Origin of the sequence: Bradyrhizobium sp. Arg237L, assembly GCF_029990105.1 — a bacterium.
GTDB lineage: Bacteria > Pseudomonadota > Alphaproteobacteria > Rhizobiales > Xanthobacteraceae > Bradyrhizobium.
This window is the reverse complement of the sequence record NZ_JAQMIL010000090.1, coordinates 1-17808: the sequence shown is the minus strand read 5'-3', so window position 1 is coordinate 17808 and position 17808 is coordinate 1. Positions and strand designations below refer to the sequence as shown.

Genomic DNA, 17808 nt, shown 5'->3' with positions numbered 1-17808 from the left:
TTATGAAGGCCAAGGAAAAGGCCTAGGTCTATATCGTCTTCAATTTGAACAACGGAACTAGGTCATGTCCAAGATCTTCTCAGCCCTCAAGAGACTCGCCGGCTCCTCGATCCTCGAAGACGATAAGTCGGTGCGCCGCAGGATCCGCCAACTCGAAGCCGAGAACGAAGAGCTTCGCGAGAAACTTGCCTATCGCCGACCGTGGATGTTCTGAACGGCGCGTCATGAGGACACCCAAATCTGTCAAAGGAGCGGAGGACTTCGGCAGGATCCGCCTGTCGAGGTCCTTCTTCATTCGAGAATTCCTCTACAGCGAGATAGCCATATCCATGGCCCGATCAACCTTCCCGGGAATCCGGATCTTGCGGTCGCGGCGGGATCGAAGCTCTAAAGCGAGCTTCGGGAGCCGCTGCAGGAGATCTTCGGAAGGATCAGCATCCGGTCCCGATATCGATCGCCACAGGCCAATCAGCTCGGAAACGACCGCTACGGAAACTGCGCGTCGAACGAGGCCGACAAGGGGCGGCACAGCTTGGACCGGCGCAGCAGCGACGGAGGCATGGGCGCGATGGCGACAATCGTCGTGCCGTGGCTCGTCGACTTCCGCGAAAAGGGCGTGTGCTGGACATCGATGGCACCACTTACCCTACAGCGAGCTCCAGCTTCCCGGAGCTTTTCGCGTTCAGCATCGGATGGCACGAGCATCCGAAAACGCGCAGTCCGTCGGATTGGTCGCCTCATTCCATTTCGCCGGGCGCTTCATAGTGATGAGAGTAACGGTGGTGCCTTCGCCGACCTCGGTCTCGTCGAGCTCCGCTCGGTGATGGCCATGCCCGCGGGCACCTCAGTGTCCTTGGTGACCTGGCCGCCCTCGAGGTGGTAGTCCTGCAGGATCTGGTCCCGGCCGTTCCGCTGGGCCTCGTGGTGCTTCATCCTGTCCGCCAGCGGACGAGGGACTTTTCGTCGCGCCAGCCGGAAAGGAAGAGGATCCAGCCCTCCCGTTGAAAGCTCCTATAGCGGATGTTGTCGACGAATCCCTCCACCTGCTCGAGATCCGACCGCAGCATCTTCGCTGTGTCGAGAAACTCGACCGACGTGCAGTAGACGTTGCGTTTGAGCCCGTTGTCCGGCGAAGAGCCGGCGGTCTCAGGCAAAGCTTCATCTGCTCAAGTACGACCTCGGTCTGGCGTTTGATTGTACTGGGCCCCTTGATGATTTCGCCCGCTTTGTCGAGCGGGGCGCCCCGGTGACGTGCAGCGTGTCGCGTGGCGGACAACCGTGCCCGTCGGGGCGTTGTATTTCTCGAGCAGGCTCGCGAGCGGCTTGACGCGGATGATCTCTCGCTTCATGCGGGCCCTTTCGTGTTGGAATGCGTGCAGCGGTCTCGGGCGGGCGGCCGGACCGGAACGGAGACGCCCGATGCGGTCTCCATCCGCCAGTCACGCCACCTTCGGCTTAGCCGGCGGCACGGACGGGAAGTCGATCGGCGTCTGCACAGCGTTGTTGATGAAGTTCGTGAGCAGGAACTGCGCGGTCAACGCGATCATCTCAATGATGTTGGCATCTGACCATCCAGCCTTCCGCACCGCCTCGAACTCCTCGTCAGACACCTTGCCAGCGGTCTCGATCAGGCGTTTAGCGAACAGAATGGCCGCCTGACGCTTCGGATCGGCGGATCTGCCTTCGCGATTGATGGAGATCTCGTCGACGTCGATTTTGGCGAGATTGCGCGCGGTGTAGGAGTGCGCCGCCAGACAGTAGTTGCATCCGTCGGCCTCGGAGACGGCGAGCGCGATGCCGTCGCGGGTCTTGAGGTCGAGAGTCGTGCTCAACGAGCCCATGAGCCCGGCCCAGCCGTTGAGGGCAGCGGGGCTGATCGACATCAGACGCTGAAGGTTCGGCACGAAGCCCAGCGTCTTGTTGACCTTCTCAAGCGCGGGTTGCGATGCATCGGGAGCTTCTTCGCGGGTGGGGATCTTGATACGGGATGACATGGCGTCTGCCTTTCGGTTGGTAATTTGGATCGTCCATCCACTCCGAGATCTACTTGCCGCAGCGCGCGTGATAATCCAACTTCTTTGGAATGGATCCTCTCATTCGTTGAAAGATACGGTTCACCGCCATCATCAACGCCACGATCGGCAAGATCGATATTCCAGCCTGGTGCTTCGGCCTGGCCGAGCAAGAGTATCAGGGCTGTTCTCCGGCTCACATCGCCGCAGGATTCACCACTGCGCCGGACGGCCGGCGGATGTGGTCGGGACGATCGGCGGAAGCCTCATGGTGCAGCACTACGTGAAGACGCTCGGTCACAAGGACCGTCTGATCCTGGATTCGACGTCGGACGTGTTCACGCCCAACGGACGCACGACGATCCACGTGACGTGGGAACTGAGTGTCAACGCGATCGGTGAAGACAAGTGCGTCAACGCAATGGCGAGTACTGCGAGTCCCGCCAGAATGGCGGCGGGGTAACCCCAACTCATCAGGCCGAGGGCCATTGGAAGCACACCGGCACAGATTCGCTGCTCCGATGTTCGATCGGAGCGGTTTAATAGCAAAAAGGCTCAGGAGGGCAACAACAGTTACCGCGAGGGCGCGCGACGCTCGCCGCGGCCTATGTTGCGGGCGTCATCGTATTGCAGCGCTTGTGTGTGCTGCTTCCGGCCAACGCCACCGGAAACACGGAACTAAACCTCAAAGGCGCATGGCGCCTGAGCCGCGGCAATAGTTGGGGGCTGTTCTCGGGCATTGTCGCGCGCATGTTGATGCCCCTTGTTCTGGTCGGCCTTGTTTTTGTCGGGGTGATCCTCATCCCAGTTGCCGGCAGCCTTTATCGGGCGCAATGGGCCGCCGCGAGCGCGCTTGCCACCTGCCTCTGGCTGATCGCATGGTCGATTGGCACCGGCTTTCTGTCGCACCCGTACCGGCCTTTGAACCGCACGTAAGCTGACTCTAGCTTCGCGGTGTCCCCGGAACAGGTCCGGCGCGCGGCGCGTAAGCATGTGTACTTAGTTCGTCTTGGTGCGGATCGGAATGTCCTTGAGGCCGTTATTGTCATAGGCCTTGCGCAGTAAGCCGTTCGATTCGGCGTCGGTCATGAACTTGGTCGCAAACGCCAGCGACTGCGGATGATCCAGCGGCACCGCGACCGCGGTGACGGTCTGTTTGAAGGTGTCGTCCAGCACATGTGTGCCGGGAATCTTTTTGGCCATTGCGTTGAGCTGGTCGCGCTCCAGCGCGAACGCATCGATCTCGCCGCCCTTCAGAAGGTTGAAGATCTCGTCATAGGTCTGATAGCCCGTCACCTTGGCGTTCTTCAGATGCGCGATCGCACCGCGCATGATCGTGGTGTTGTTGACGGCAGCGACCTTGGTGCCGGGTTGGTCGAGCGTCGCAAAATTCGTTACCGGCGAATTGGCCTTGACGATGTAGGTGGTATCCGCGACCATGTAGCTCGGGCCGAACGACATCTTGGTCTCGCGCTCCGGGTCTTTCGGCAGGAACGTGATATCCCAGCTGCCTTTCGAGGCGGAGTCGGTGATCTGGCCGGAGTTCTGGAAAACCACATAGTCCACGGGAACGCCGAGTTGCGCCGCCATCTCCTTGCCGAGGTCGACCGGCACGCCGGCATATGCTCCGGATTCTTTCTTGGTCGACCAGAACGCGCCGCCGGACGGGCTGATCCCGATCGCCACCCGCAGCTTGCCGGTGGGAGAGATTTCATCTTTCAGCGAGGCGGCACCTGCCGGAACGGCGATCATCGAGACCGCGAGGACGAGGCCGGCGAGATAAGGTACGGATTGAAGGATAATTCGAAATTCTCCACCCACTGGCCCGTCATCAGCATCGAGCCTTCATCAGCGTCAGTCACGCGAGGCAGGCACAGAATAAGTCAGCAAGCCCGACGTGGTAAACCGCGTCGATGAAATCGATTCAATAACCGATTGTCATTAGACATCGAGTTTCGCGTTCCTATTCTCGTCGGGTAGTGGATGGCCATTTTTAACACGAACAGGAGTTATCATGAAGATTCAAGTCCGCAGCTTCGCGATTGCGCTCGCAATTGCTATCGGGCGCGGCGGGGTTATCCGTACCCTTCGTACCGGGGCTATCCCGCCTATAGTGCGTATTGGGGCTATCCGACCTATTACTATCCGGGCTTCTCTTACGGCTGGTGGTGACTACGGCTGGTGGAAACGACAAAGCTTGGCAGCGTGCGGCTCCTTCGAGCCGCCGCTAGCCAACATGTATTTGAGAGATTTTAGCGTGCCTCAGTCACGCGCACGTCGCTCTGGAGTCACGAGCGGTAATGTTCAGACTGATCGATGTTTCCGCCTGGCCGTTAGAAGCCGACATCTACGCCTTTGGTACACGCTCGGCCACAAAGCTCGGTATCAGCCCTCTACACGACTGAAAAAATTCCACTCCGAACATGCGAAGGAGAGCACCATTATCGACAGTGGACATGTGGACGCCCCACTAGACAGGACTGAAAAAACCTTTGATGCCGTACCACTACGAACGCACTCCCTGACGCTCGCCTCCAAAGCCTTGCGCGAGGTGCAGGTCGATTTGGCGTACTTCGACCGCATCACAACGATAGGACGGCTTGCGGCCTCGGTCGCCCCTGAAGTGACGCAGTCCATTGCGGCGATAGTCACTAATGCCCAAGCCGCTCGGCACTTTCTGGATCATCGACCCCCGGCCCTGGGCGAGGTACGACAAACGCTCGATTGCATCGTGAGGGACGCTTATCGAGCCAGTGACGTGATCTACCGGATCCGGGGGCTCTTCAAGGAGGCGCCACCGAAGAAGGAGCGCGTGGAGATCAATGGAGCGATCCGCGACGTGCTCGAGCTGACGCGTGACGAGGTGACGAAAAACGGCGTATCAGTGCTGACGCAGTTCGCAGAGCCCTCGCCGACTGTCCAAGCAGATCGGGTGCAACTACAGCAAGTAATCCTCAATTTGATTATCAACGCTATGGAGGCAATGAGCAGCATGCGCGAAGAAGCACGCGAGTTGCTGATTTGCACGGAGAAAGAGGAATCAAACGGCGCACTGGTGGCGGTACGAGATTCGGGTCCGGGATTGGATCTGAAGAGTGTCGACCGCCTATTCGAGGCCTTCTATACCACCAAGGTCCGAGGCGTCGGCATAGGCTTGACCGTCTGCCGTTCGATCATCGAGGCGCACGGCGGGCGGATGTGGGCCGGCGCGAATGAACCTCGGGGCGCCTCCCTTCAGTTCACTCTGCCTCTAGAGCGCGACGAGCGTGTTCTAGCAAGGCATGCTGGCTCAAGTCTTCCGTTCGCGCCGTGAAGTAGGGATGATATTTGGCGCGACATGCAATAGGTTGATGGCGGCCTTTCCCACCCGGGTGAAAATTTTGCGGAGCGAGCGGGCGCGCGGCTGCGAGCGGGTGTTTGTGGCCGACTGGCTGGACTGGGCCGAGTGGAAGACCGATACCTTCATTACGCGCGACGGGCAGCGCATTCGCTTGGTGCTGCTCAATGCCGTTGCGCCGGGGCGCGGTGCGTTAACACGACTGGTCGACGGCATTCTGGCGTCCGGCTTGCAGCCCGTGGTGGTCGAGCCAAACGCACCCCTGGAGCTGTGGTGTTTGAAGCGGGGCTGGCGCGGGCGGTGGATCGGTCGCGGCAAGGACCGGCATCGGGTGTTTTGTCCGATCACGAAGGGACCTTCGCCATGACGGAAAAGTTACGGCCCGACGCGCCGCACGCGGCGTCATTTCAGATTTGCTTATGCGATGACCGCATTGCGGCCCGCACATCCCGGCGCTCGGCGAGGCCGGCCGGTGCATTTGCGAGCTGGTGCTCGCTGTCGAGCAAATCCCCGCGTTCTGCCGGACCTTGCAGGACATCGATTATGAGAAGGCGGTGGAGCGTGACGACGGCCATCGCTGACTGGTTGAAGAACAATCCGCCGCCGGACCTTCAGGAGCTGGCGGCGAAGCATGTCGGGGCGAGTGGGTGCGCTTTCATGCCGAACTGGAGGCATGGCGCATCCGGCTGAAGTACCGACAGGAGCAGATGCGAGGGTCTATCGCGTGGTGAACGCGGAGACGGGTGAGACCGTGGCGGCGGTGGATGACTTTGCGGTGGCGGTCAAGGCCGCGGAAAGTTTTTGCGGCCGATGACGGCTACCTTGAGGTCTACACCGTGATCGAGGAGGTGGTGGTTTACGAGACGGTGCTGAGAGAGGAGGAGGCTTTGCGGACATTTTCGCCGGAGGAAGTCGAGTTCTCGACGAGGCCGAGACCATGATGCGGCGGATGCTGATGGCGTGGACCAACACCGCGAGTTCGAGAGCAGGCTGTCCTGCGATGCTCTGAGTCATGGCCCTATACTCGCAATTCTGATTGCGGCGGGGTGTACGCCGTTGCGTGGGCCTCACGACCGCGCTCGCGGCACCAGCGTTATTGTCTTGGAATCGGCTGGTAAAAGCTATGATCTCGATAACGACCCGTAATGCCGCGCGGCCCGCAGGCTAGCCGCGTGAAGACCCCCTCTCGGCCGCCAAGAGTGCTCCTCGGCAAGTCCTCGCAGAGAGACGCGACGCACACCCGGCAGCGCCCCAGGCGCCCTCAGTCATTTCGATAATGGTCGGTTATCGACTCCATGGCGAGAGGTGATTTTCCTTTCCACCGTCATGGACTCAATCTTCGATCCATCGTCGCCCGCCCTCGTGTACGGGCCGAAGTCGGCGTTCCGTTGAACGATCGCAGGCCAGGAGGTCCGACATGCACATCAAAGAGACAATCGGCGTTTCATTCCCCGGTTCTGTCGAAGGCCTGCCGCTGGAGGATGTCGTCGTGCTCGTGGACAGCGCCGGCGTCGCGCTTGGAGTGCAGCGTGCGTTCAGCGCGCCGTCATCCAACGGCGGCGTATTCCACGTCGTAAACCCGTCGACAGCTACGCCGACGTCTTAGCCGGCGCGAACACCTGGAGACCGGTTCAGCGATGGAGCTCATGATCCCGCCCGGCCGCCTCGACCGTCCGGTCGACCACGAGACGGACCACGTGCTCGGCCCCACCAATGCCGAGATCACGCTCGTCGAGTACGGCAGCTACGCGTGCCCGCACTGCAGGGCTGCCAACGAGCGCATCGCGCAAGCACGCGACCAACTCGGCGACCGCGTCCGCTACGCCTTCCGGCACAGGCCGCTCTCGGACAACAGCCTTGCGTTTCGGGCTGCCGAGCTCGCTGAGCTGGCCCAGACGCCCGAGGCGTTCTGGTCCGCGCACATCAAGCTCATGACGCGGTCGATGCAGCTCACAGAGGACGACCTCATCGCGGTGGCCACCGACCTCGGCGTGAACGCAGATTTCGCACTCGGCGACAGCGATGCCGTGCGGCACGCGAGAGCGAAGGTGGAGGCGGACATCGCAAGCGCACGCGCAAGCGGCGTGAGGTTCACGCCGACCTTCTACATCAACCACCGGCGCTACGACGGGCCCTGGGACGAGAGCTCTCTCATCGACGCGATGCTTGGCACGCTCGGGCACCGTGTCCGCACGGCGGCGCTGGACTTCGCGAGCTGGGGCCCGTCCGCCGGCATTTTGCTGGTCCTCGCGACCGTGGGGGCGATCGTCCTGACGAACTCTCCGATCGGGCCGGCGTTCGAGGCGCTCTGGCGCCAGGAGCTCGGCGTGAGCTTGGGCGACGCAGCCTTTCGGATGTCCATCCTCCATTGGGTCAACGACGGCCTGCTGACGGTGTTTTTCCTCGTCGTGGGGTTGGAAGTGAAGCGCGAGATGACAGTCGGCCACCTCGCAAGCCGCCGCTCCGCCGCGCTTCCGATCGCGGCCGCGTTCGGCGGCATGGTCGTGCCGGCGCTACTGTATGCGCTGGTCATCCCTGCGGGGTCGTGGTCGCACGGGTGGGGCGTTCCGATGGCGACCGACACTGCGTTTGCGATTGCCTTGATCGCCGTGATGGGCGCCCGCGTCCCCGTCGAGCTGCGCATCTTCCTCACCGCGGCGGCCATCGTCGACGACATCGGCGCGATCGTCGTCGTCGCTGTGTTCTACTCCGGCGATATCCATCCGGGCTACCTGGCCGCGGCCGCGACGACAGTCGTTGCGCTGACGCTGCTGAGCCGATCGAGGGTCTATCTGCTGTCGCCCTACATCCTGTTGGGCGTCGCGTTGTGGGCGTTCGTCTATGCGGGCGGCCTCCACGCTACGCTGGCCGGCGTGGTACTTGCGCTGTTCATTCCGACGCGGCCACCCGCTAACTTGGCTGCCCTGATGACGCAGGCCAGCACCATCATCGCCTCCGAGGCCCGGCACGACGGTGAGGTTCTCAGGCACGGCCCCTCCACCCCGGCGCTGCACGCGCTCGACGCAATCTATGACAGACTTGAATCACCCGCCGACCGGCTGCTGCGACACGCGGGCGCGCGGTCGAGCTACGCTGTCCTCCCGATCTTCGCACTGGCGAATGCAGGCGTGGCAATCAATCCGGGCGTCTTTGTTGGGCATGGCTGGCTCATGGCGGCGATCGTTGCTGGCCTCGCCATCGGAAAGCCGCTCGGCGTCTTCCTCGCGGCCGCCGCGGCCGTGCGCGCAGGCATAGCCGTCAAGCCGGCGGAGTACACGTGGCAGCAGTTGGCCGGGGCAGGAGCCCTCGCTGGCATCGGCTTCACGATGTCGCTCTTCATCGCCGGGCAGGCGTTTCCAAGCGCTCCCGACTTCTCGGCCGCCAAGATCGCCGTGTTCGCCGCGTCGATTCTTTCGGCCGTCGTTGGGACTGCCCTGCTCTGGGGAGCTTTGCGCCAGGAGCTTATCGAAGAGGCGCCGCAGAGCGCCGGCATGCAAGTGAGCGGGAGGTCTTTCGATGATTCTACCTACGGGTACGACAGTAGCAGTCGCTGACGGCGAGACGATCCGCCTGTTCCACAATACGGGCGTGAAACCTGGGGTGCATTTGGTCGAGATCACGGCGGCTCCGCCTGCGCCCGCCCACTCAGGCTCGGGTGCGCGGCATCACACCGGCTCTGCCAACGCCGATCGCAGGCGGCTCGACGAGGACAACTTCGCGGCAGCGACAGCCGCGTTCCTGAACATGCTCAGCCTGGACGGCACCATAGAGCACCTGGTCGTTGTCTCCGACCCCAAGACCCTGGGCGAGATGCGCAAGCATTTCCACCGCGACCTGAGAGGCAAGATCATAGGCGAGCTCGCGAAGGACTTCGGCCGGCGTCCGCTCGAGGACATCGCCTCACTGATCGCCGACGCCTGACGCGCCTCCGGAAACGGCTGCCGGCGCAAGCCCGTCCAGTCATAACCCGCGCGAATAACTCAAAGTTACTGACGACGACTACTGCTCTGACCAACCTGAACCAAATCAACCGTCTAAATGTATCAGCAATGGACAAGATATTCATTCCAAGCTGCCTCTGGCATTCTAAGCAGCATCAAGAGGAAGCGAGGTTCTGCTGCCTGCTCGGTGTCACGTTCCAATCTCTCACGCGACTAACCGGCATCTCGCATTAGAAGGAGCCTTCGCATGATAGAATACCTAATCGCCTCGCGCGCCGCGATCATCTTATGGACGAGCCTTGCAGTGGTGTCAGCCGAGATCCTCTTTGACGCGATAGAGACCGAATTGGAGCGCCGCGGTGTGGAGCCATAGGGCTCCCTGCTTGGTCCTGCGGCAGGTGCCAGAGAGGAAGATCGTTGGAGCCCGAAATGACAAACCATGCACGGTTACCGGATCCCGACGGATCGTTGCTTCTTCGTGAGTTGAACCACAGAGTGAATAGCGAGCTCACTAGCGCTATCTGCACGGTTTCAGCGAAAGCGGTGCAGTCGGATGATGTGGCAGTCAAGGCCGCGCTCCTCGATGTGGTAGAACTCCTGCATGGTTATGCTGATGTTCACAAGGCACTACGCATGCCGGATCCTGGCACCTGACCGACGCCGCAAGGTACCTCGAGCATCTTTGCTTCTCCATCACGAAATACCGACTGAATCGGCTGAGTATACGTCTCTCGTGTTCGGCGGATGATTTGCGGCTTGAGGGCGAACGCTGCTGGAAGCTCGGGTTGATCGTATCCGAGCTGCTCACCAATGTGGCACGGCATGCTCGATTCGACGATAGACATCCGGAAGCGAAAGTGAAGTTGTTTGCTTGCAAGTAACGTCGTAAGGTGCGCTGTCTCTGACAATGGCTTGGCATCTGATCTCATTGTGCGCGGTCGCGGGCTAACGATCGTCGGCGAGTTGGCCAGCAGTTTGAGTGGCCGCGTTCATGCGTCTTGTGCCGCCGAAGGGTCTTCCTTCCTTCTCACCTTCCCATTGGCTGAAGTCGAGGAACGTGCCGGCGGCGCAACTCATGTTGTCTTGAAGCGAAGGAAGGTGCGTCGTTCTCACAGGTTGCAGGTCCCGAGAGCCGAAGCTGGCTAGGCCAGTCGTCCCACTGAAAGAGGCCGAACATGACCCAGGTGTATTTCCGCTGCTCCTCGGTCATCGACCGCCGGCAGGACCATGCCGAACGCCGCCGCGAACATATCGCCGAATTGAACAAGCGGGCAGCTGAGGCCGAGCTGCGCCTGAAGCGCCTCTATGACGCCATCGAGGCGGGCGTGGCCGATCTGCGCGATTTGGCTCTCAAGGATCGCATCGCGGCTCCAGGTGGCATTGGTGAAGCTCCGACGTCCATTGTGACCAGCGGTTCGAAGCATAGATCCCTTCATCGCCCCTGCTGTCGCTCTCAACGCGCTACCCGATGCCTCATCGGCAAGGTCGAGGCTTTTGTTCGTGCACGACAAGGCAGCGCCCCAACAGGAACTTCAGCAGGTTCTCAGCTTTGGTTCGGATAGGAACGTCGAGCGAACCTAAACTCTGCCTTGGTCGACGCCGCTCCAAGCGGCAACGCAGTTCTTCAGGACTGGAGCTTCCGAAGTCCTTCATCATCATAGGTTCGCTCACGGAGGATGGAGTCCGTAAAGCCTTTTTGGAAACTGAGCAAACACACCATCCGCCAATGGGTACCGACGATCCTGACTTTTCCGCCGTCAAAACGCACGGCGGCAAGATGATCACCTATCATGGATTGGCTGAGCTGTTTTCGCTAAGAACTTCTCTGGGAATCCTTTCAAGATTAAGGATGAACCGATCCCCTCTTGTCTCAGTTGAAACCGACCGGATCTCCGGGTCATGGCTACGTAAGCCACGCTATCATCGCGCATGACTAACCCTCCATGCATAGGGGCTCTACCCGGCCAACCTTTGTCAGGTATCGAGCGCGAGTCGCCTCCGTTTTGGGAAGGACATACGGTCTTCGCCAATCAGCCCCGTGTGCTCTTCTCAAAAAGTGCCATCAGACTCGTGCCCAGCCGCAATGCTGATGGGCAAAGCCGATCTGAGCATGGACCGCCGTCACCGCTTGGCGCAGGTGGTCCTCAAGCCTGTCGATATCGATCTCGCCGCGCGCCGCAAGGCCGATTTTCTCGGCTCTTGGCAACAGCGTGCGGAAGGTTTCCGCGGCCCATGCGTAAAGAGGCGAATCGGTGCCGCCGCCCACCGGGGTCTCCGAAAACACGCGAGGCAACGCCACCCCTGCATTGTAGAAATGTTCCACCATCCGCGCTCCGGCATCAGGGTGCGTGACGACCGAGCGAAACGTCCTGTTGATGAGGTCGGAGGTATCCTCCCATAGCGGGACCAGGGGAAACGACCACCATGTTCCGAGGAGGAATACCTCATGGAAAGCAACTGCGCCGCCTGGCCGGAGGTGAGTGGCCGCTGCGCGGATCAGTGCGACCGGGTCGCTCTGGTGGACCAATACATAGCGCCCGATAGCCAGATCGCAGTTACCGGAGCCAGTCATTCCGGAGGCATTGCCTTCCACGAATTCGATATTGGCGTGACCAGCGGCGGCGCGCGCTCGCGCGCCGTGGCGATCGCGGCAGCGTTGCGGTCGATCCCGACGACGGCCCCGGTCGGTCCGACCATTTCCGCCGCGAGCATTGCCACGTCGCCCGCTCCGCAACCCAGATCGACGACGCGCATGCCTTGTGCGAGCCCGATCTCGCGCAGGAGGCGCGTCGTGATCGGGCGGAGGTTGTCCGCCTGCAGCATGAGCCTGCGAAGTTCCCGGTTCGAATGCCCCAAGACATAATTTTGCATCAAACCAGTCTCCTCGTGTTGCTATGCAGCCCGGATATGCCGACTCGCGATACAACAAGGTATCAACTCGACGCTTGACGCCAGCTGATATCGGGCTGCAGCTGTAACAAAGTGAGCGCCAGCAATAGCGCATGTGAATCGATCGCAGCATAGGCTGGCGGAGTTCCATCGCGGTGCCTGATCCTGAGATTGATTGGACCATGCCTTTGGAGGGTGACCTTGCAACGCCGGCTAGGGAAATCACCTCTCGCCATAGAGTCGATAGACGATCGTTATTGCCGCTCGCCGCCGCGGCTTGCTGCCGAGGAATGCCGCCAGCTGCATCGTACGCGCAACCGACGTTTCGATTCTGCAGAGACTTCTAAGCCGCGTTCAGTCGCTGAATCGGCCGCGCCAGCTTGGCCGTTTTCATGTTGCGGCGCTTCCCCGGCGTGGGAAAAGCCGGTCCATTACTGCGTTCGTAATGCGCTCGGAACGGCTATCGTCGACCTGATAAACGCCACCGAAGGCGGGACCGATCTGGCGTACAAGCACTTCACCCAGCAAGCTTCGGGCGCTGTGCAGACGTGCCTCTACCGTCTCCGATGCGAGCGCAGACAACTCGGCACACCGCCCCGGCGTCATGCCGTCGGCAACGCAGGCCACGAACACGGTGCGCAGCTCATCGGGCAACTCATCTACCGCCCGTTCCAGGATGTCTCGGACCGCACCGTCGGCCATTTAGCAGTCCTGGAGCAACTCCTTGCTACAACTTCAACCAGGCTGGCTCGTGCTTGGCTGAGGCGCACTCCGCCGCGGCGTAGAGCTATTGCACGTTTCTCAATCTCGTTGAGCATCATAGTAAAGAGTCGACGGTCCGTCGATTCGAGCCGGCGAGACCCAGAAATAGGGCGCAGCACATCGCAGCGAATACAGAGTAGTCGAATGGCGACTTGATCCGAAACGAGATGGCCATGGCTGAACCGAATAGGAAGAGCAGGCCCGCGCTGCCGAAAGCCGCCCACCGCAGCGCGAGTCCGAGTACCAGCGTAACGCCAAATAAAAGTTCCAGCACCGTCGCGGCCGTGCCGAGAAAGGGTATCACCCATGCTGGTGCGAACGCATTTACCTTGGCCGCGTAGCCCAAAAATCGCTCGAATGTTCCCCAGGAAACTCCGCCTTCGCCTGGATTGCCGTAGAACCCGAGCCGGTCGCTGACCGACAACAGGAACGAGACTCCCAGTGCCGCGCGGCTTCCTAGCGAAAGAAGATCGAGGGCAAGAGAAGCTCGTTGCTCCGCGGATTGCAGCTTGAGGATGGGTTGGCCACGCGAAGTGCGCAGGACGCTGCGAAGCGTTTCGGTTGCTGCCATCATGGCGCAATCTAGGGGCAGGAACCTTGGCAGCGAGACGGCGACAGCCAGGCCGACAGTCTTCAGTGATTTCATGGGGGGCTCTTTTGAGGCACGATGGCTCGGCGCAATGGCTTCATTCCACGTCGAGGCGGCGGCATGTTCGGCCGGCCCAGTGGACCTCAGGATCGGACGCAGCCAACGAAATTAGAAATTCCCTTTGGACATGGTTTCGATAGGCGTGAGGTATCGTCGTCCAAAAGCGTTGTGCGCACCGTCGCCAACCGGCATTTCAACTCATTGCCGGATTGTCTTCGTCCCCATGCCAACGCCTCATCGACAACATCCCTGTACTCGGGAGTGTCGACAGCTTTCGGGACGATCGTGGGATTCGTCGTGCGGTCTATCGGCTTGAGACGCCTCACCGCGCCAAGCTTGCCCGTGTCGGTTACGGCCGTCGTCATTGCGCGCTTCGACGCCAAGGCCTTTTCCTCTCGTCGGCCCAAGCGCTTGCGTGCGGCATGCGGTGCGAAACCGCTTTCTTGTCACCGGTTCGCGCTTTTGCGCTGCCGGCTGCTCGCAGGCTCGGTGGCGCCGGTAGCCTCCTCGCTCAATGGCAATCCGGTCCTGTTCCTTCCGGCAGCCGACAATGCTCGTACCGCGTGTCTGCGATGGCAACCTGTCGTTGCTGTCAACTCATCAAGGATGCGTCCCTTCTCAGCTCGCCCTGCCGTACGGTGGCGCTTAGCCACCGCCGCCACACCTCGCGCCGCGTGCCCCTGCTGATTCCGCTCGCCATTGGCGCCACCGACCTGATTCGGCGACGCCGCCCCAGTCATTGGCGCGGAATCCTTCAGTAATATTCTCGATGAGGCAATGCGCCCCCTATAGATCGGGCCGTTGCGCCGCCTGCTTTGGAACGAAGCAGGTGGTGGGGGATGCTGGTCGTGGAGACGATTGCGCGGATACGGCGCGAGCACTTCATCAAGGGCAAGACGATCAAGGAGATCGCTCCTGGCCTGAAGACGTTCACACGCGAGCCGATGGGCGATGTCGAGAAGGATCTCGGAACCAGGCTGGACTGGATTACAGTCGACCATTGGAACACGGACAATCCGCATGTTCATGTCCTCATCTGCGGGCGAGCCGACGACGGCAAGGACCTTGTCATCAGCCGCGAGTACATCAGCCGCGGTTTCCTCGATCGAGCCGCCGACCGCGCCATCCTGGAGCTCGGGCCGCGCAGCGAACAGGAGATTCGCACAAGCCTCGAGCGCGAGGTTGAGGCAGAGCGCCGGACCGGTCTCGACCGGGCGCCGCGCGACATCTCCGATCCGTGCGGCGGCGTGGCAGACCTGCGGGGAGCAGACGCTTCGCCAGCTCAGCATGCGAGGCAACGTCGTCAAGACCATGCATCAGGCCACGAGCAACGCCGGTGTTAAGCCGGATGTCGGCCGGTTTGCCCTGCATGGTGCAGAACCCGCCGATCAGGTGCTCGGCACGCTCGTGCAGCGTGGTCTTGATGACGAGTTGAAGGAGACGGCCTACGCGATCGTCGCCGAGGTTGATGGCCGCACCCATCACCTGCGCTTTACCAACCTCGACATGACGGGCGACGCATTAGCCGGCGCGATTGTCGAGGCGCGCATCTACGATGACGCTGACGGAAGGAGGCGGCTGGCGCTTGCCAGCCGGTCCGACCTGTCGATCGAGGCTCAGGTTACTGCGCGAGGTGCGACCTGGCTCGACCGTCAGAATCTCGCAAAGGTTCCGCCGCCGCTCGGCGGGGGGGGTGGCTTCGGCGCTGAGGTGCGGGACGCCATGGACGCCCGCCTCGATCACCTCGCAGAGCAGGGCCTCGCCCGCCGGCAGGGGCAGCGGGTCGTGTTCGCTCGTGACCTTCTCGTCACCCTTCGCCGGCGGGAGCTCGAGGAGACTGCAGCCAGGCTTTCAGCCGAGACGGGCCTTACCTACCAACCCGCCGCCGAGGGCGACCGCATTGCAGGCCTGTACCGTCAGAGGCTCACATTGAGTTCGGCCCGGTTTGCCATGATCGATGATGGGCTCGGCTTTCAGCTCGTGCCATGGCGTCCTGCGCTCGAACAGCATGTCGAACGGCAAGTCTCGGGCATGCTGCCCGGCGGCAGGGTCGATTGGGAGCTTGGTCGCCAGCGCGGACTTGGGCTCTAGGCTCTGTCGGTCCAGAGCGCGCGGTTGTTGCAGGTGGTGGGGACCGAACGCATCCGTCAGGTCGGCACCTCTGCTTTCGGGGCAAAGCGGACATCCGAATGGCAGCCGATGCCCATAGATTCGGTCGAAAATGACCCGTTGCGGAAGTGGTCGGCTTTAGGGGCGCGCTCCGTACACCTTCGTATCATTCCCTGGCCCCTTGGATGGACGGCGCATTACCTACGTTCAATTGAGCGGCTGAACGCGATCGTCCTAGGCTGCACGTGTAGGAAAAGCGCACAGGCCCATGCAGTGCGACGGTGGAAAAGGATGATCGACGAACAGCGACGATAGTACCAAGAGGAGACTACGATGCCCAATTGCTCCGATAATCTTAGATCTGGCAGTGTTGCGCGATGCGCAGTGTGTGATGGCAAGTTTGGTCTCGTCCGGCACTACTCGTGGCGAACCCCGCTTTGTTCCAAGAAGTGCGTCGATCGCTTCAGAACCCGCAGGGAAAGTGATCGCAATTGGGTGAGCTGGCTCCCCATCGCCCTCGACCAGCTGCCCGGGAACCGCGCGAGGGCTTTATGACGGTCCAGAACTCACAACGAGGCAAGGAATCTTTAGAGACGGCACGGACTTTGCTGCGCGCCGCCAAAACCATGACCGACTTAGCGATTGCGGGTCAGCTTAAAGCCCTTGCCGACGACTTCAATCGGCGAGCTAAGAAAGCTTCGCATGTCGATGCGGATGGATGAGTTTCTTGGCTGCACAGAAAGATTCCGGGATTGGATGTGAGTTGAACAATCACATTTGGCTTGCAACACTTATTGTATTCGCACGCCGCCGACTTCTACAATCGGTCACGCCGCGCCCACGATTATCAGCACCCTGAGTTGAACAGTTGGTATGAGAATGCACAGCGGCAAAGGGCCCTGCTGCGATGGCAGCAATGCGAAGCGCGTTGATGACGTCGGTTGGGAAACTAAGGGTGATCACTATCGCGTACGCATTGATGGCGAGTGGGTTGATGTTCCGAACGACGCTGTCGTGGATGGACCGAACCGCGCTGGCCGTACGATGGTCTGGCCTTACAACCTAAATGGTCACCCGAAGGCGCGCTGCTTCACGCCGGGGAGCATGGGCTGATCGCGAGCGCAGGGCGATCAGCAGTTCCCGCCCACTAGCCCCAACGCGTCCGATGCCGCGTATTGCTTCGCATAAGGAAGCGCCAAATGACAACTGGAAGATGGAATTGCCGCAACAGAATCACCAAGGAGCTTCGCGAGCAAATCCTGGATGCTTATCTAGGCGATCCCATCAAAGGAACCGAACTTGCGATGAGCAACGGACTAACGGCCGCATACGCCTACAAGCTTGCTTATGAGCGCGGGTTATTGCCGACTCGCGATAAGAAGCTGCTTGGGCGCAGCCATTCAGCGAGATTGGCATCAACATGATTGTCCTCACTCCAAAAACAAAGGCAATGCCTTGAGGCCGTCAGAGCCGAGTGTGGTTCAGGAATGTCCCAACGCTACGCAGGCCGGCGGATCGTGTTTTAGTGAAGGCGATTACCACGGTTCAGCGCAGCCTACAAAAGGTCGGGCAGCGCGGAGCTATCCGCCGCGTGCCAGGAATGAGCGGCGGACCTCCACCGCAACGAATTTTCGCGCATACATGGCTTAGTGGAGCCGTTCATGGGTCGCACAATGCTGTTTCGCGACCTGTCCCACCTCCGCATATGGCCCATCGCGACATATTGCAACGCCACACGTCGCCGGGCGCTAACGGGGCATAGCGGAAATCGACAGTTCGCCGTCTATTGAAGAGGGCGACGCTCTTGACCCCTTGCGGAAGTGGTCGGCTTTAGGGGCGAGCGCCATAAACCTTCGTATAGTTCCGAGACCCCCTTTGGATGCCCGACGTTTACCTATGTTGAATTGAGCCGCTGATCGCGATCGTCTTAGTCTGCATCGGTTGGAAAAGCGCACAGGCTCATGACGTGCGACGGTGAAAAAGAGGACGATCGAGGAACAGCGAGGAAAATCGTCTGCTGCGCCGTGGTGCTCGACGATTTACTGAGTCTCTCGCGCGAAGGAGGTTGAAAATGGCAACCAGCGTGACAGATAGTGGCTTAGCAACAAG

Annotated in this window: 21 protein-coding genes and 2 pseudogenes; 15 read left to right on the top strand and 8 right to left on the bottom strand. The window is 60.9% G+C overall.

The genetic code is table 11. The features are described from left to right. Nucleotides 1-64: 64 nt before the first annotated feature. Nucleotides 65-214: a hypothetical protein gene (locus OZ411_RS37345; RefSeq protein ID WP_282531938.1), complete on the top strand. Its 150-nt coding sequence runs from the start codon at nucleotides 65-67 to the stop codon at nucleotides 212-214. A 715-nt stretch (nucleotides 215-929) separates the two neighbouring features. Here OZ411_RS37345 and OZ411_RS37340 read toward each other — a convergent pair. Both OZ411_RS37340 and OZ411_RS37335 read right to left on the bottom strand, forming a co-directional pair. After that, nucleotides 930-1154 (bottom strand): hypothetical protein, encoded by a 225-nt coding sequence (locus tag OZ411_RS37340; RefSeq protein WP_282531937.1) that lies wholly within the window; start codon nucleotides 1152-1154, stop codon nucleotides 930-932. Between the two features lie 285 nt (nucleotides 1155-1439). After that, a complete protein-coding gene (locus tag OZ411_RS37335; RefSeq protein ID WP_282531936.1) occupies nucleotides 1440-1994 on the bottom strand; it encodes a peroxidase-related enzyme in 555 nt (184 codons plus the stop codon). 113 nt (nucleotides 1995-2107) lie between these two features. Between OZ411_RS37335 and OZ411_RS37330 the strand changes: the two are divergent. Both OZ411_RS37330 and OZ411_RS37325 read left to right on the top strand, forming a co-directional pair. After that, nucleotides 2108-2400 (top strand): annotated as a pseudogene (locus OZ411_RS37330) (hypothetical protein); the annotation flags it as partial. 254 nt (nucleotides 2401-2654) lie between these two features. Continuing rightward, on the top strand, nucleotides 2655-2948 hold the full coding sequence (locus OZ411_RS37325; RefSeq protein ID WP_282531935.1) for a hypothetical protein: 294 nt from the start codon (nucleotides 2655-2657) through the stop codon (nucleotides 2946-2948). 63 nt (nucleotides 2949-3011) lie between these two features. On the opposite strand, the gene OZ411_RS37320 is transcribed toward OZ411_RS37325, so the two are convergent. Beyond that, nucleotides 3012-3764, bottom strand: coding sequence for a transporter substrate-binding domain-containing protein (locus OZ411_RS37320; RefSeq protein ID WP_282531959.1), 753 nt, complete (start codon nucleotides 3762-3764; stop codon nucleotides 3012-3014). A gap of 262 nt (nucleotides 3765-4026) precedes the next feature. Here OZ411_RS37320 and OZ411_RS37315 point away from each other — a divergent pair, with 262 nt between their 5' ends. The 8 genes from OZ411_RS37315 to OZ411_RS37280 all read left to right on the top strand — a co-directional run bounded on the left by OZ411_RS37315 (nucleotide 4027) and on the right by OZ411_RS37280 (nucleotide 10852). Next, complete coding sequence (locus OZ411_RS37315; RefSeq protein ID WP_282531934.1) at nucleotides 4027-5325, top strand: ATP-binding protein; 1299 nt, start codon at nucleotides 4027-4029, stop codon at nucleotides 5323-5325. A 37-nt stretch (nucleotides 5326-5362) separates the two neighbouring features. Then, the gene (locus tag OZ411_RS37310; RefSeq protein WP_282531933.1) at nucleotides 5363-5716 is read left to right on the top strand and encodes a hypothetical protein; all 354 of its coding nucleotides are present in this window, start codon (nucleotides 5363-5365) and stop codon (nucleotides 5714-5716) included. A 1050-nt stretch (nucleotides 5717-6766) separates the two neighbouring features. Further along, on the top strand, nucleotides 6767-6955 hold the full coding sequence (locus OZ411_RS37305) for a hypothetical protein (protein ID WP_282531932.1): 189 nt from the start codon (nucleotides 6767-6769) through the stop codon (nucleotides 6953-6955). A gap of 31 nt (nucleotides 6956-6986) precedes the next feature. Continuing rightward, a complete protein-coding gene (gene nhaA / locus OZ411_RS37300; RefSeq protein ID WP_282531931.1) occupies nucleotides 6987-8903 on the top strand; it encodes a Na+/H+ antiporter NhaA in 1917 nt (638 codons plus the stop codon). Continuing rightward, on the top strand, nucleotides 8866-9270 hold the full coding sequence (locus OZ411_RS37295) for a host attachment family protein (protein WP_282531930.1): 405 nt from the start codon (nucleotides 8866-8868) through the stop codon (nucleotides 9268-9270). Before nhaA ends, OZ411_RS37295 begins: the two co-directional genes overlap by 38 nt. A gap of 267 nt (nucleotides 9271-9537) precedes the next feature. Next, complete coding sequence (locus OZ411_RS37290) at nucleotides 9538-9663, top strand: hypothetical protein (protein WP_282531929.1); 126 nt, start codon at nucleotides 9538-9540, stop codon at nucleotides 9661-9663. A 56-nt stretch (nucleotides 9664-9719) separates the two neighbouring features. Beyond that, nucleotides 9720-9944 (top strand): hypothetical protein, encoded by a 225-nt coding sequence (locus tag OZ411_RS37285; RefSeq protein WP_282531928.1) that lies wholly within the window; start codon nucleotides 9720-9722, stop codon nucleotides 9942-9944. Between the two features lie 521 nt (nucleotides 9945-10465). Continuing rightward, nucleotides 10466-10852 carry a hypothetical protein gene (locus OZ411_RS37280; RefSeq protein ID WP_282531927.1) on the top strand — a complete coding sequence of 129 codons (387 nt, stop codon included), beginning with the start codon at nucleotides 10466-10468 and terminating at the stop codon, nucleotides 10850-10852. A 500-nt stretch (nucleotides 10853-11352) separates the two neighbouring features. On the opposite strand, the gene OZ411_RS37275 is transcribed toward OZ411_RS37280, so the two are convergent. The 5 genes and pseudogenes from OZ411_RS37275 to OZ411_RS37255 all read right to left on the bottom strand — a co-directional run. Next, entirely contained in the window at nucleotides 11353-11862 is a 510-nt protein-coding gene (locus OZ411_RS37275; protein WP_282531926.1) for a hypothetical protein, read from the bottom strand. Further along, nucleotides 11859-12113, bottom strand: a complete 255-nt coding sequence (locus OZ411_RS37270; RefSeq protein ID WP_282531925.1) for a methyltransferase domain-containing protein — start codon at nucleotides 12111-12113, stop codon at nucleotides 11859-11861. The genes OZ411_RS37275 and OZ411_RS37270 overlap by 4 nt, the downstream gene beginning before the upstream one ends. 456 nt (nucleotides 12114-12569) lie before the next feature. Then, a complete protein-coding gene (locus tag OZ411_RS37265; RefSeq protein ID WP_282531924.1) occupies nucleotides 12570-12881 on the bottom strand; it encodes a sigma factor-like helix-turn-helix DNA-binding protein in 312 nt (103 codons plus the stop codon). A gap of 115 nt (nucleotides 12882-12996) precedes the next feature. Then, nucleotides 12997-13587, bottom strand: a complete 591-nt coding sequence (locus OZ411_RS37260; protein ID WP_282531923.1) for a hypothetical protein — start codon at nucleotides 13585-13587, stop codon at nucleotides 12997-12999. Nucleotides 13588-13799: 212 nt separating this feature from the next. After that, nucleotides 13800-13955: pseudogene (locus OZ411_RS37255) on the bottom strand (transaldolase); the annotation flags it as partial. A gap of 474 nt (nucleotides 13956-14429) precedes the next feature. On the opposite strand from OZ411_RS37255, the gene OZ411_RS43450 reads away from it, so the two are divergent. From OZ411_RS43450 to OZ411_RS37240, 4 genes are all read left to right on the top strand, one after another. Beyond that, complete coding sequence (locus OZ411_RS43450; RefSeq protein ID WP_349017070.1) at nucleotides 14430-14933, top strand: hypothetical protein; 504 nt, start codon at nucleotides 14430-14432, stop codon at nucleotides 14931-14933. Further along, the gene (locus OZ411_RS37250) at nucleotides 14878-15681 is read left to right on the top strand and encodes a DUF3363 domain-containing protein (protein WP_349017069.1); all 804 of its coding nucleotides are present in this window, start codon (nucleotides 14878-14880) and stop codon (nucleotides 15679-15681) included. Before OZ411_RS43450 ends, OZ411_RS37250 begins: the two co-directional genes overlap by 56 nt. A 569-nt stretch (nucleotides 15682-16250) precedes the next feature. Next, entirely contained in the window at nucleotides 16251-16421 is a 171-nt protein-coding gene (locus tag OZ411_RS37245; protein ID WP_282531922.1) for a hypothetical protein, read from the top strand. 477 nt (nucleotides 16422-16898) lie between these two features. After that, entirely contained in the window at nucleotides 16899-17123 is a 225-nt protein-coding gene (locus tag OZ411_RS37240; RefSeq protein ID WP_282531921.1) for a hypothetical protein, read from the top strand. Nucleotides 17124-17808: the final 685 nt, after the last annotated feature.